This window comes from Rhodovulum sp. FJ3, from assembly GCF_032918305.1.
In the GTDB taxonomy this organism is placed as follows: domain Bacteria; phylum Pseudomonadota; class Alphaproteobacteria; order Rhodobacterales; family Rhodobacteraceae; genus SAT37.
The window spans coordinates 512,328-526,930 of the sequence record NZ_JAWJUU010000002.1 but is presented as its reverse complement, the minus strand read 5'-3'; the positions used below and the strand labels follow the sequence as shown (position 1 = coordinate 526,930).

Below are 14,603 nucleotides of genomic sequence, written 5' to 3'. Positions count from 1 at the left end.
TCAACGCTTTCGAATTTTGGGGTTGATGAGGCCGTACAACAGATCGACCACCAGATTGACGACCATCACCGCAACAGCGACCAGCAACAGCCCCCCCTGCACCACCGGATAGTCACGGCGGAAGATGCTATCGACCATCCACTTCCCGATCCCGGGCCAGCTAAAGATCGTTTCGGTCAGGATCGCACCGGCCAGCAACGTGCCAACCGACAGGCCGATCACTGTGATTACGGGAATCATCGCGTTCCGTAGGGCGTGAACACCGTTCACACGGGCGGGTGCCAGACCCTTGGCACGCGCGGTGCGAATGTAGTCCTCGCTGAGGACCTCAAGCATGGCGGACCGTGTTTGGCGCGCAATCACCGCCAAGGGCACCGTGGCCAGAACAATCGACGGCAGGATCAGGTGTTTCACGGCCGATCCAAACGCGCCGTCCTGCCCCGACAGCAGGCTGTCGATCAACATGAACCCCGTATGCGCCGGAAAGAAATACAGCAGATCAATCCGTCCCGACACCGGTGTCCAGCCAAGGTTGCCCGAAAACACGATGATCAGCAAAAGCGCCCACCAAAAGATCGGCATCGAATAGCCAATCAATGCCGTCGACATCAGGGCACGGTCCAGAAATTTACCCCGTTTGGTGGCCGCAATGATACCGGCGGGCACGCCGATCAAAACGGCCAGAATGATCGCACACAGCGACAATTCCAACGTCGCGGGGAACAGGGCGAAAAATTCATCCCAGACCGGTTTTTTGGTGACGAAACTGGTGCCCAAATCCCCCTGCAACACGCCGGTCAGGTAATCCCAGAACTGGATATAGATCGGCTGATCAAATCCGAACTGGGTCCGCAGTTCGTCGTACCGTTCGGGGGTAATCCCGCGCTCACCCGCCATGACGATGATCGGATCGCCGGGCAACGCACGGATAAAGACAAAGGAAATCAATGTGACCCCGATAAACGTGGGCACAAAGGTCATCAGTTTCGACAGCAAATAACGCAGCATATCAAGGGCCTAGCAAGTTGGGGCGGGGCCCGAAGTCAGACAGATACGGGACCGGCGGCGTGGCCGGTCCCGCGTGGGATCACGTGATCCGCGGTCTTATTCGGCCAGCGACACTTCGGTAAAGATGTGGCTGCCGAGCGGGTGCACGACATAGCCCTCAACTTCGGGGCGTAGCGGCATGAACACGACCGAATGGGCGATGGTGGCCCAAGGTGCCTGCTCTTTGAAAATCACCTGTGCCTCTTCATAGAGGGCGGTGCGTTCGGCGGCATCGCTGCTGGTCTTGGCCTTTTGGATGATTTCCTCGAACGGCTCATAGCACCATTGCGCGCGGTTCGACCCGCCTACCCCGTCACAGCCCAGAAGAACCGCGAGGAAGTTGTCGGGATCGCCGTTGTCACCGGTCCAGCCCAGCAGAACCGCACCGTCACGATCCACATCTTTGGACCGGTCGAGATACTCGCCCCACTCATAGGACACGATTTCAACGTCCACACCGACCTCGGCGAAATCGGCCTGCATCAGTTCGGCCATACGACGCGCGTTGGGGTTATAGGGACGCTGAACCGGCATGGCCCAGATTTTCATGTCCAGATCGCTGACACCGGCCTCGGCCAGCATCGCCTTGGCGGCTTCGGGATCGTAATTGTCGTCGGTGACGGCCTCGTTATAGGACCACATGGTCGGCGGGATCGGGTTCTTGGCAACCTGACCGGCCCCTTGGAAGACCACGTCGATGATCGCCTGTTTGTCGATCGCCATGTTCAGCGCCTTGCGCACCACCGGATTGTCAAAGGGCGCGACCTGCGTGTTATAGGCCAGATAGCCGACGTTCAGGCCCTCTTGCTCTTTCAGGACGATGTCCTCGGAGTCCGACATCTCGGCCAGATCGGCGGGGTTCGGATAGGGCATCACGTGGCATTCGCCCGCCTGCAGCTTTTGATAGCGCACCGAAGCATCGGGCGTGATCGCAAAGATCAGGTTGTCCAGCTTCGGCAGCCCATCGCGGAAATAGGCGGGGTTCTTGGTATAGCGGATCACCGCGTCTTTTTGATAGGCGACGAACTGGAACGGGCCGGTGCCGACCGGTTCTTGGTTCAGCATCTCGGGCGTGCCAGCGGCGGCAAGGCTATCGGCGTATTCGGCCGACAGGATCGAGGCGAAATCCATCGCGAGGTTTGCGATAAAGGGCGCTTCGGTCCGGTTCAGTTTGAATTTGACGGTCAGGTCGTCGACCTTTTCGATCGAGGCGATCAGGTCGCCCATCGACATGCCGTCGAAATATTCCCACGTGCCGCCTGATGCGGTGTGGAACGGATGGTCGTCTTTCAACTGACGCTCGAACGTGAAAATCACGTCATCTGCGTTAAACGTGCGCGAGGGCGTAAAGAACGACGTGGTGTGGAACGGAATATCGCCGCGCAGTTTGAACGTGTATTCCAGACCGTCCTCGGAGACCTCCCAGCTTTCGGCGAGACCCGGAACAACCTCGGTCGTGCCGGTTTTGAACTCGACCAGACGCGAATAGACGGTTTGGCTGGACGCATCGAACGTGGTGCCCGACGTGTACAGCGCAGGGTCAAAGCCCTCGGGGCTGCCTTCGGAACAATAGACCAACGTTCCTTGGGCTGCGGCGGCACCGGCTGTTGCAATCAGCAGGCCCGTCGTGGCGAGAAGCGTACGCAATGACATTGATAGAAACTCCCAAATTGGTGATTTTACCGCGTTTGATGCGGCTTGGCGGTCGCGGGGCATCCGTTCGCATGTTCGTGAATGGACTCAGCCCGTGCCGCAGAAAAAATCTTTTCCCAAGCGGTCAAATTTTGCAACCACCGATCCGGCCCACACGCTGAAGTGACCTGACGTCACCCCGTATTCGCGCGAAAATGCGGCGTTTTGGGCGGAAACCCGCCGTTGGTGATTGGCGATGGTCACGAAGCGACCGGCGCCTGTTTCAGATCGGTAGGATCACATCGGCGCGCAAACCGCCCATATCCGTGCTTTCCCCAAGGCGAAGGGTCCCCCCATGCGCCCGCGCAATATCGGTCGCAATCGCAAGGCCCAGCCCCACCCCCGGCGCATTGGTAAGGTTGCGCGATTCATCCAGACGCGAAAACGGCTGCATCGCGACATCGCGCTTGTCGGCGGGAATACCGGGACCGTCGTCCTCAACGCTGAAGCGCAAGGTTTTCGGGGACCGCTCAAGGCTGATCCGGCAGTTGGTGCCATAGGATTGCGCATTGGACACAAGGTTCTGCAACGCCCGCGCAACACCGAGTGCGCGCAGGGGCACCGGCGGACCCTGATCCACGCGCCCCACATCGACCTGCATCTTCTGGGCAAGATCGGTGACCAAGGTGGCCGGATCGGTGATCGTGGGATCCTCGACCCGCTCGGCCCGTGCGAATTCAAGGAAAGAATCCAGCATCCGTTCCATATCCGTGACGTCCTGTTGCAGGGCCTCGGTGTCCTCGCACTCGTCCAGCATCGACAGGCCCAGCTTGAGCCGCGTCAGGGGCGTGCGGATGTCATGGCTGACCCCCAGCAACATCAGGGTGCGCTGTTCGATATGGCGATCAATCCGCGCCCGCATGTTCAAAAACGCATTGCCCGCCGCACGCACCTCAATCGCGCCGGTGGGTTTGAACGGGACGCTCTGCCCCCGCCCAAAGGCCTCGGCCGCGCGGGCTAGGCGCTTGATCGGACGCAGCTGATTGCGCAGGAACAGAAACGCGATCAGGGTCATCAGAATGCCGGTCCCGATCATCAGCACCAGCAACTGATGCGGGTTGGACGCCGACACACGCTGACGCGGGACCACGATGCGCAACACCCCGTCCGGTCGGTCCAGATAGACATGAACCTGCCGCTTGTTCTCGACCAGATCGACGGCTTTTACTCCCGGCACCATCTCGGTAAGGGTCTGCACCACGAACCGCCCCGACAGGTCGTAAAACAACCGTCGTGTCAGGGGGGGCGCACCGTCCTCTAGCCGCGCCTCGATCGTCAGGGCCGACAGAACCGGCGCCAGTTCCTCCAGACGCCCGGTTGGGTCGTCTGCCGATTGCACCTCATCTTGAATGAACGCGACCTCTTGGGCCACGCCACGGGTCATCTGGCGCGTGACATCGCGGAAATGACGTTCAATAAAGACAACGGACACAACCAATTGCACCGACAGAATCGGCAAGATCACGATCAGGGCCGCCCGCCCGTACAGATTGCGCGGCAATGCATTCTTAAGCCATTGTCTCATGCCCGAACCCTAGCCGCGCGTGCGACCAGAGGAAAGCGCTATGATCCCCCCTGCCCCGATCCGCGACATCCATCCCGGCGTGCGCTGTGTGTTGGCGCCGAACCCGTCGCCGATGACATATCATGGCACGAATACCTATCTGCTGGGTACGGATCGGGTCGCCGTGATCGACCCCGGCCCCGATGACGACGCGCATCTGGCGGCGATTCTGGGGGCCACGGGGAACGGCGCACAGATCACCCACGTCATTCTGACCCATTCCCATCTGGATCACAGCGCCCTCGCCCGCCGTCTGGCCGATCAGGTGGGCGCGCCGATCTATGCCTTTGGCGACAGCCACGCGGGCCGGCGCAGCGATCTGGACGGGATCGACGGTCTTGGCGGCGGCGAAGGTGTGGATTGGTCGTTCATCCCCGACATCACCCTGTGCGACGGTGAAGAGATCGCCACCGTCGAGTGGCGGCTGCGCGCGATCCACACGCCCGGCCACATGGGCAACCACATCAGCCTTGCCATGGGCGACGTCCTGTTCAGTGGCGATCACGTCATGGGCTGGGCCACGTCGATGGTCTCTCCGCCCGATGGCGATCTGCGCGCCTTCATGCACTCGCTCCGAAAATTGCAGAATCGCGGCTTCACCCGATTCCTGCCCGCCCACGGGGATCCGGTGGAAAACCCCGAGACGCGCCTGCAAGAGCTGCTGGATCACCGCCAAATGCGCACCGACCAGATCCGCGCGGCCCTTGCAGAACAGGCCGATACGCCCATGGGCCTGACCAAAAGGATATACGCCGATGTCGACCCGCGATTGCACGGCGCCGCCCTGCGCAACGTGATGGCCCATCTTATTGATCTTATGGACAGAAACCAGATCACCGCCGCGCCAGCCCTGTCTTTACAGGCGATTTTTTCGCTAAGATAAAAAAGTTCAAAAATCTTTCAAATTGCCTCTGGACGTCCCCAGAACAGGTTGCTAAATACCCCCCAGTTGTTCCGGCGTAGCTCAGCGGTAGAGCAGTTGACTGTTAATCAATTGGTCGTAGGTTCGATCCCTACCGCCGGAGCCAACCTTCCTCTTGCAGGTTGGAAAAAAACGACAAAGCGCTCCATCTCGGGGCGCTTTTGTCGTTTTGGGCACATTCTCTGTCACATCCGATTACACAAACCCCAAGTGGGAGTCGGAGCATTGAGAAGACCAACACCATGCCTGCATCTGGAACGCAGACCATCGTCGTTTTACTGGCGGCGGCGCGTCCCAAAGTTTTTTTCAGAAAACGCCTCAAGCCGGTTTTTCGTATTTTCCTTGAAGACCAATGTTGTTCGTGAGGCCGAGGTGCTGGCCCGCCGTTTGACGTGGCTCAGCTCCCTCGCCTTCGACTATTCGAGAGGCTTTGCGAACATGGAAACAGGTCTGATGGAGCGGGTTTTGACCGAGCTGGTGCGATTTGAGATCGCAGCATCGGACCAAGCACGCGCCGTTGCACCTGAACGCACACGCAAAGAAGCGCAGATGGCCGCTCAACGAGAGCTTGCCTTGCAAGACACACTGCGTGAAGCGCTGCTGTTGCGCAACCGTGAGGTGGCGCGTGCACCTGTTCAAGCTGCCGCTGCGCGTCTCGGAGTAAACATCATGACCAATGAAGAAAATTGGATGGTCATTGCTTATGAGGCAACACGTGTGCTGCTGGATCTGAGTGTTGAGCGTTCACAGCGTGATCAGGGTGTTTTCTCTGACCGCAGCCGTTTCTTTGAAGTGGCGATGAAGGCTGACGTTGCGCCCTCAATGCCTGCCTATCGCGCAGAACCTACGGCCATTGCAGTTCACGCAGCCCCCGTTGCCCAAGTGATAGCAGAGCCTGCGACGGCAACGACTTCTGCGCCTGTCAGTGCACCACTGACTGCGTCTGAACCGATCCAACCTTCGCCCTCAAAGGCGACGAAAAAGGCGTCTCTCAAGCTGTCTGAAGCATATGAAAAATACAGCGAGGCACGTTTGGCGGGCAAAGAGGGCAAGCGACCAGAAGAGCTTGCGGTCAAAGCCAACGCCAAGCTGATGATCGACGTCATTGGCGATAAACAGCTTGGCGATCTGACGAAAGCGGATTTTATTGAAGCGTTTTCGATTATCCAAAGGGTGCCAGCGAAACACGGCAAATCCTCCAAGGAAGTGCGAACGATCCGCGAAATCGTTGAGGCGACGGACTTTGAAGAGCAGAAAAACAAGGCACTTGTTCGTGCGCAGTTGAAAAAAACCGGTGCAAGTCAGGGCAACATCGAAGCCGCTGAGCATCAGGAAAACATCGCGCGGCTTCGCGTGAACACGGTCTATCGGCATATGCAGGACGCCCAACGCGTCGTGCGCTATATGGAGGCCCTTGGCTACCTCTCAGAGAATTTCATGGAAAATGTGATATGGTCCAAGGGGGAGCTGGAACGTCTCGAAATTCTTCAAGAAGACAACAGCCGTAAGATCTGGGGAGATGAGTTGCCGAAGCTGTTCCGAACCCCGCTATTCCAAGGACAGATCACCGATATTGGCGATCCATTGTTCTGGGCGGTGATTATTGCGGTCCTCCACGGTCTACGTGAAGAAGAGGTGCTGCAGCTGCGCACTGACGATATCCGGACCGAAAACAGTATTGTTTTTTTCGATATCAAGGTGGGCGCACAATGGCAGCGTTTGAAATCCAAAGCGGCAACGCGCCGTGTGCCCCTGCACGACAGCCTAATTGCACTTGGCTTCCTTGATCTGGTGGCTTTGCGGCGGCGCGAAGGTGAGGATCGCCTGTTCCCGCACCTGAAGCGCGGAAAGAACCGCAGAACCCTGTCAGAAAACTTCACCAAGGATTTTACGCGTTTCCGCAAGGCCAATCATGTCTATGAAAAGCGCATCGATTTTCACAGCTTCCGCACACAATTCAACGTCGAGCAGATCAAGGCCCGAACCGACAGTGAATTGCGCCATATTCTAATGGGGCACGAGATTGAGACGGTTAACCTAAAGCACTATAGAGGTGATGGTCATGATCTCGCATACCTGCATGAGATTGTGCAGCGTGTGGACATCGACGTTTCGATGATCAAAAGCCCCTTTGCCGACGGCAATAATGCAAAAGTGTCGGACTTGCAGGCCACGCGCAAACGCTTGCGTGTGGTATGAGCTGAGAACCTTCCTTTGCACAGGAAAATTGAGTGGTAGCCGCCTGGAAACAGGTGGTGAGTTTGGGCAGATGGGGCAACCCATTTGCCTAAATACATCAAGGCACTGCCATTTCCCTATTTCTGGATTTCAAAGTTTTCTTATTTCCGTGTATATATTTCGGTTTTATATCAATGCTGTAAGGAATAAAAATTGTCATGCATGCAGGTTTTGCGTCGGATCTGGTGACTTACAACATCACTTCCGCAGGTGTTTTCGCAGGGATGGCGGCCACATCTACATTCGCGCAGAAAAACTTCATCTAAATCTTTTTGTCCCAACGCCCACGTTCCCATGTTCCACTTACCAAGAAAGGAACGTGAAAATGCGCTACACCCACACGAAATTCCGCATCTCAGACAATGTTGCAGAGATCATCAAGCTATCCAAATTCTCGGCGCAAACCGCCAAACTTTTGTTCGCCCTCATTTTCCTTCAGGACCAAACCAACGAGTCTTGGCCGACTATTCTGTATGAAGCCGACAAACCTCAAGATCACTTCGTTTTCGTTTCAGAACTCCGCGAGCTGGGGTTCGCATCCAAAACCGGATCAAGCCGCTTTCTGCGCAAACCCGTTGCCGAGCTGGTCGCCATTCCCGGCATCTTCGACTATCTCGAAATTGCGTCAAATGGCCGTTACCTGACTTGGCGGTTCTCCGAGAACTTCTTTGACGTAATGGCAGACATGGATGTCTATGGGTTGATCGACGCCAGCGAACTCGCTCTGTGTCATGGGGTGTTTGGCGGTGCGTCGCTCGCACAGATCCCGCTTCACCGCAAGAAGCGAATTCCTGAGTTTAGACTGATCGGACCGAGCGAGAACAACGTGTGGAGAGACAACTATATCCCGCCGAAACTTGTCCCCAGCCAAGTCGAACGGCAACTACGCCCCCAACTGCAAAAATGGGCTGATTAAAGCGGGATCACCTTCGCGGTGTTACTTGTCCAAGAGGGATCGCGCCCAGGCTACACAGACGTCGTGATACGGATGCTACACAAAGACAGCGAGTGGCCAGAAGGACGCTTCCTAAAGAGGGCGATTTCTACTCGCATCTGGACCGTGTTCCCTAAATCGAAAACCCCGGCTGAAGATAGCGCAGCGGCACCCCCGGAGGGCCCGCCTTTTGCGCGCAGCAAAAGGGTTAGCGGGTTATCCGATTTTTGAATCGGATAATTTCTGCCTTACCTGATCCCCATGCGAAACGGCAAAAAACTGAATGCGGGAAAGTCTGGGGCGGTGCGGCAAGAGGCGCTGAAACCATCAGATCTCACTCGCGCGGAGAAACACGGGAAACGGGAAGACGAAAGCAGCCAAAAACGACGTGTGAGGGACGAAGCCCCGCTCGTCTTTGGCACATTGGATCTGACAGAGGCCCGCAAACGACACATGGAAGGCGTCCTGCAGTCGGGCCGCACGGCATGCATCCACGCGCTTGTGCAGTTTCCGACAGACCTTATCAACGGGGCGGATAAGGAACAGCAACAGCGGATGCTCGACCATGCTGTGACATTCCTGAATGAGTTTCATGGCGGCGATGCCGTGTTTGCTGCTCGCCTCGACCGCGACGAAACTGGCAGACACACAGTCGATGTCTTCCTGCTACCGAAATACGATTTTCGCTACAAAGATGGGCGCGTCGTCAAGAAAGCCAGCGTGTCTAAGTTCTCCAAAGAGCAGGCCCGAGCAAGATATGTGAAAACGGACAAGAAATCGGGCAAGGCGATCATAAACCGTACGACAGGCAAGCCCATTCCCCGCGATGATACACGAGCGCAAGGGTCAGCGTTGCAGGATGCTTTCTTTGAATATTTGCGTGAAGAAATGCAGCTCTCCGAAGCCATGCCGCCGGAACGAAAAAAGTTCACTGAAAAAGATCGACTGGAACCGGAGGAATATGGCCTGAAGAAAGACCGCGAACGCTTGCGTGCCAATGCAAGGGTGCTCGCGAACGCAGACCGCGTGGCACGAGAGCGTAACAAGCGACAAGCGGCCGAAAATGAATCACAGGCGCGTTCGTTGGCGAGGAGAGAGGCGGAGCTTCAAGCAGGACAAAAGGCGTTGTCAGAGTGGAAAACAGCCTTTGAGCGCTCTGCTGACAGCCGTGCGGCCGCGCTTGACAAACAAGAGGAGAAAATCAGGCGGGCTGCCAAAACTGTTCGCAAAATCAGGATCGCAAGTGGCCAAGGTGTATCCCGTTAGTTGAACCGAATTTTGATGAGCTGGCCCGCATGGATTGCAGCTTCGATTTCTGGGCCAATGTTGATGATCTGTGCGGTCATGTAGGGATCTCCGTTAGTTTAACGTGTTGGACTAACGGAAGATGGGACTGTCTCAATATCTCCAAAATTAGTTTGACAACTTTGAGGCTGACTTGCACCCGCTTACTCATATTGCCAACCACAACCTTATGCTGAATCCCATCGGGGGGCTTTCTATTCAGGCATTTTGCTTGATATAGATCTTCAGGGCATTTGATATGAGCGAGTGTATTATGAAAACTTTTGAAGACGTTGCGGTCGCCTTTGAAGGCATTGCAGATCGTGTCGAAAAAATTTGGTATCCACACATTTCAAAAACCACGACTTTTAAGGAGCAAAGCTGGAATGCGCCGGGATTAGCACCCGAAGATGCATGTTTGCTTGCGCGAGATATCGCAGACAGAATTCGAAATTTTGGTGCCGATGAAGAGGGATCAGAAAGCACCGAAGAACTCAAGTTTTGGAGTGCGTTGGCCAGTCAAGCCGAGAAAGTTGATTTTACTAACTTCACAAGTGACAAGATCTCGGTAGCACGTTCTACATTTGAGTTTCTCTTGTTTTGCAATGCCTATCTCCCTACTCGACCTGCCGATGTGGACTGGGACAAAGTCAAAGCGAAGGGATATATTCCCAAAGATCTTTCAAGAAAAATTGGCAGTATTGAGAAGCGTATCAAGGATCTCAGCCCGCGAACTGAAAGCCTTCAGGAAAAGATTGTCGCCATCGAAACGGCACACGATGCTGCTGAGCAGCTTCCCACCGACATGGAAGAACTGCGACGCAACAATAGCGAACTCAGAAAGCTATTGAAAGAAGCACAGAAAAACGCAGCTCTCATTCAAAACAACTTGGATGAGACCGAAACGGTTCGCTCAAAGGTCCAGAGTTTGCACGACGATACTACTTTGCTGGCGGACCAATCACAGCAACTCGTTGATAGATGTAATGAAAACTACCGCATCACCACCTCCGCAGGTCTCGCTGGCGCGTTTGAAGCACGATCAAAGTCGCTAACCATGACTGGCTGGTTCTGGGTTTTCTTGCTGGCGGTAGCCCTTGGTTGCGCCGTTGGGATCGGGTATTTCAGGCTCGAAGCATACGAGAGTCTTTTGAGCAACAGCGCGGAGACATCCGTTATCTTGTTAAATCTCTTGGTCACTTTCCTGGGGGTGGGTGGCCCCATTTGGCTTGCATGGCTTTCAACAAAAAACATTGGGCAAAGCTTCAAGCTGGCAGAGGACTATGCTTTCAAAGCTTCTATTTCAAAGGCCTATGAAGGTTACCGGAAGGAAGCTGTCAATCTTGATCAGGAGTTTGCCAAGCAACTGTTTGGCTCAGCCCTGACCCGACTTGATGAACTGCCCAGTCGTTTTGTTTCGCAGGTCGACCACAGCTCTCCACTGCAAGAAGCGCTCGATAATCCGACAATCAAAGCATTTTTTGCAGAAGTCCCAGATGTAAAAAATAAGTTGATAGATTTCGTTAGCGAACGAAAGAACGCATTTTCTGTTCTTGCAGGGACCGCCGTCGCATCGAAGACAACGAAAAATCGGCCCAATGGCTCACCCGAGAGCGCCACTGAAGAGGGTGGTGAAAAATAGGTACGTTATGTCAGACAAAGCACATGAATTGGAGTTCGCACTGGCGAACGAAGGTGGTGGTAGCCCTCAAAGAAACTTCCATAGCTGTGAACGTTGGCAAAGATATTGATGGAGCGCTCGGCGATGTAATCCGAAACCAGATTCGGGGGCCCTCTGATGCTGCGGAAGAAGATATGCAGCCGTAGGTGCTAAGATCTTGCTCTATAGCAATAGGTATGGCACAGACTCTTACACATCCGGAGTCGATGGAGATATTCGGAGCGAAAAATTGTTTGTTTTCAGTGGTATTGATTGCGTATTGCGCGCCCTACCGCCGGAGCCATAAAAACCCCTTAAGTCGCTATGACTTAAGGGGTTTTTTGGTTTTTGAGTGTTGTTGCAGGCGCGCCGGAACCGCCATCATGCACAAATTTAAAGTCTAATAGCCGGGCTCTGCCAATACTGTTGTGAGGGTGATGAAGAAACCTCTTCAACCCAAAAAAACTGGATCGCCTCGACCGCAGCTCTTCGCCGTTAGCTAGGCTTCGCTGTTTGAAGTGACCCCAATAGGTTCCTCAACATCTCCAAGACTTAATCAAACGTTATAATGCGTACCCAGTGAGAGTTCTTTCGATAGCGCTGGAATGACCGACGCTGATCCTTATACGTGGCCATCGTGGGTTTTGTCGCGCGAAAGGCCTGAAGTCCGGACCTCCCCTTTCCATAGCCTCACTTATCCGACGGGCTTGGTGACAGGTATGCCGAGTGCAGTGTAGCGGTTGAGCACGGTGGCGCGGATCTGAATTTTGGCGACCTGGCGATCGAAGTCGCGCGCCATGAGGCTCTGCCCCAGCAGCTTCAGGCAATGCATCCACTGACCGGCAGGGTATTTCCGCAGGAAGTGTCCCGAGAGGTTTCGTCTCGGCGCGGCTTCGGCGGTGGTATCCGCTCTATTTTCGCTAGATGGCGCGGCCGAGGTATTTAGATGCGCGCAGCGCCTCGTTTCAGGCGATCGCGCCGGTCGTCGATGGCTTCCAGGGCTTGGCGGTATGACAGCATCGGCGCCGCGCTCAGCGACAGCGCCATGGCACCTGCGCGTGTCATAAGCTCCGTCTGCCGTTACTGAACCGATCTCCAGATCAGCGGGGATCTGGTCAAGAAGCTCAGGCAGCATGGGCGCGTCACCGATGTGGCTTCCGGTGACCCCGATGGCCCGGATCTCCAGCGTCTGTTCATCGACGCTGATGTGGATCTTGCGCCACAGACGGCGTTTGGCGCCGCCATGCTTGCGGGCGTGCCATTCGCCTTCGCCCTCCGCCTTGATGCCGCTGCTGTCGATCAGCAGGTTCAGTGGCTCCTGCGAGCCACGGAAGGGGATGGTGACGGTAAGAGTCTTCTGTCGTCGGCTCAGCGTGCTCAAATCCGGCACCGTCCAGTCGGGACCGACGAGCCGCAGACAGTTCTCCGCGAACCCGGTCGTCTGACGGAGTGCCATGCCGAAAAGCACCTTCATCGTCAGGCATGTCTGGATCGCCGCATCGCCGTACTGTGGCTGCCTGCCTCGCTTGCCCGTCGACGGCTGCACCCAGGCCATGTCCGAGTCGAACCAGATCGTAAGGGAGCCGCGCAGCTTCAGCGCTTCATTGTAGTCCGGCCAGTTCTTGGTCTTCTAGCTCGGCGGGATGAATCCCTCACCCGGCCGTTGCGCAACAAAGCCCGTTTCCCTGCAATTTACGGGCAATCTTCTTGCACGTGCGCTCGTTCCGGGACAGGTTCGTTAACGTTGTATTAGTTATCCAATGGATGCCCATTTATGGATTTTTCCGCATCACAGGAAATAGAGCTTCCGCCGCACGCAGCGAGCTTGATCGAAGGTCTCCGAGATTTCGGATACAGCCTGGAGACATCCTTGGCTGATATCGTAGACAACTCGATTACAGCCGGCGCCAAGCGCATAGATGTTTTTGCAGACACCACTTCAGAGGATCCCTGGATCGCAATTTCCGACAATGGGCAAGGGATGTCCAAGGCGGAACTCCTCGAAGCCCTGAGGCCCGGAACTAAAAACCCTAGAGACGAGCGGAACGCGAAAGATCTCGGCCGCTTTGGACTCGGCCTGAAGAGTGCAAGTTTTTCCCAATGTCGCCAGCTTATTGTTGTGGCTCGTAAGGATGGAGAAACGACTGCGGCGGCCTGGGACCTGGATCGCGTTGGTGTGACCAACAAGTGGTCGGCCGCCATACTCGACGATCCTGCCAGCGTCCCCGCCGCAGAGCATCTCGGGGTCACGGGCACAATCGTTGTGTGGAAAAAACTGGACCGCCTTGATGGTGGGTATAAAAACAACGGCACTAGGCGAACGCAAACTCTTAACGCGGCATTGACCAGTGCTGAACGTCATCTCAGGCTGGTATTCCATCGCTACCTGAGTGGCTCGCCCGCACGCGTCTCCCTCTACCTGAACCATGTCAAACTCGACCCGATCGATCCTTTTGCCGAGGGGCATCCGGCACGACAACTCGACTCCGAGGAATACCTGAAGTTGGCCAAGGGAGTTGTGAGCTTCAAATGCGTCACCCTGCCCCACCATAAAAAAATGTCCCAACAGGAGTGGGATGAAATTGGCGGACCAGAGGGGCATCAACGATCGCAAGGTCTCTATATTTACCGTGCCGACAGATTGATCATTGCTGGAGGTTGGCTCGGGCTTGCCCGACAAACTGAATCCACCAAGCTTTGCCGAATTGCCGTCGACATCCCAAACTCCATGGATTCTGACTGGAAAATTGATGTCAAAAAAGCATCAGCACAACTGCCGCCCACGGTGAGGAACAAACTAAAGACAATCGTCGAGCGTTTTGTTTCAACTTCCAAAAGAACCTACACGCGCCGTGGCCGGAAACTTATTGCCGAAGATCAGCTTCCCATTTGGAACCGCGTCTTGCAGAATGACAAAATCATTTTCAGACCTGACCTTATGCACCCTGTTTTAAGCGAATTTCGTGACCGTCTCAGTGGTGATCTGAAGGGCGATTTCGATGCATGTATTCGCCTTATCGGGTCTTCGCTTCCTGTGGAAACGATCCATGCCGATATTATCGGTGGCGCTGAAAAAGTGGCCAGCGACCACCTTGATGACGAAGCACTCAGCCTTCAGGTCGGCGCTCTTATTACAAGTCTTCTCGAGGGAGGAATTTCCTCCGACACCATTCCAGAGCTTTTGAAAAACAATGTAGTCCTCCGGGCCCACTGGGACCGGACACAAGAAATTATTCACAAGTACCTAGAGGAAGACGCCTGA

Annotated in this window: 9 protein-coding genes, 1 tRNA gene and 1 pseudogene; 7 read left to right on the top strand and 4 right to left on the bottom strand. The window is 55.4% G+C overall.

What is annotated here, in order from left to right; genetic code table 11:
• The 3 genes from R1W00_RS07625 to R1W00_RS07615 form a co-directional block, all read right to left on the bottom strand.
• The gene (locus tag R1W00_RS07625) at window positions 1-1,008 is read right to left on the bottom strand and encodes an ABC transporter permease subunit (protein WP_317262132.1); all 1,008 of its coding nucleotides are present in this window, start codon (window positions 1,006-1,008) and stop codon (window positions 1-3) included.
• A 96-nt stretch (window positions 1,009-1,104) separates the two neighbouring features.
• Complete coding sequence (locus R1W00_RS07620; protein ID WP_317262131.1) at window positions 1,105-2,700, bottom strand: ABC transporter substrate-binding protein; 1,596 nt, start codon at window positions 2,698-2,700, stop codon at window positions 1,105-1,107.
• 262 nt (window positions 2,701-2,962) lie between these two features.
• Window positions 2,963-4,264: an ATP-binding protein gene (locus R1W00_RS07615; RefSeq protein ID WP_317262130.1), complete on the bottom strand. Its 1,302-nt coding sequence runs from the start codon at window positions 4,262-4,264 to the stop codon at window positions 2,963-2,965.
• Window positions 4,265-4,304: 40 nt separating this feature from the next.
• Here R1W00_RS07615 and R1W00_RS07610 point away from each other — a divergent pair, with 40 nt between their 5' ends.
• The 6 genes from R1W00_RS07610 to R1W00_RS07585 all read left to right on the top strand — a co-directional run bounded on the left by R1W00_RS07610 (window position 4,305) and on the right by R1W00_RS07585 (window position 11,323).
• A complete protein-coding gene (locus tag R1W00_RS07610) occupies window positions 4,305-5,186 on the top strand; it encodes an MBL fold metallo-hydrolase (RefSeq protein ID WP_317262129.1) in 882 nt (293 codons plus the stop codon).
• A 70-nt stretch (window positions 5,187-5,256) separates the two neighbouring features.
• Window positions 5,257-5,331, top strand: a tRNA-Asn gene (locus R1W00_RS07605).
• A gap of 119 nt (window positions 5,332-5,450) precedes the next feature.
• Window positions 5,451-7,424 carry a site-specific integrase gene (locus tag R1W00_RS07600; RefSeq protein ID WP_317262128.1) on the top strand — a complete coding sequence of 658 codons (1,974 nt, stop codon included), beginning with the start codon at window positions 5,451-5,453 and terminating at the stop codon, window positions 7,422-7,424.
• Window positions 7,425-7,788: 364 nt separating this feature from the next.
• Window positions 7,789-8,379 carry a hypothetical protein gene (locus R1W00_RS07595; RefSeq protein WP_317262127.1) on the top strand — a complete coding sequence of 197 codons (591 nt, stop codon included), beginning with the start codon at window positions 7,789-7,791 and terminating at the stop codon, window positions 8,377-8,379.
• 279 nt (window positions 8,380-8,658) lie between these two features.
• Entirely contained in the window at window positions 8,659-9,663 is a 1,005-nt protein-coding gene (locus R1W00_RS07590) for a hypothetical protein (RefSeq protein WP_317262126.1), read from the top strand.
• Between the two features lie 277 nt (window positions 9,664-9,940).
• Window positions 9,941-11,323, top strand: a complete 1,383-nt coding sequence (locus tag R1W00_RS07585; RefSeq protein WP_317262125.1) for a hypothetical protein — start codon at window positions 9,941-9,943, stop codon at window positions 11,321-11,323.
• Between the two features lie 712 nt (window positions 11,324-12,035).
• On the opposite strand, the pseudogene R1W00_RS07580 reads toward R1W00_RS07585, so the two are convergent.
• Window positions 12,036-12,953, bottom strand: a pseudogene (locus R1W00_RS07580) (IS5 family transposase); the annotation flags it as partial.
• Window positions 12,954-13,115: 162 nt separating this feature from the next.
• On the opposite strand from R1W00_RS07580, the gene R1W00_RS07575 reads away from it, so the two are divergent.
• Complete coding sequence (locus tag R1W00_RS07575) at window positions 13,116-14,603, top strand: ATP-binding protein (RefSeq protein ID WP_317262124.1); 1,488 nt, start codon at window positions 13,116-13,118, stop codon at window positions 14,601-14,603.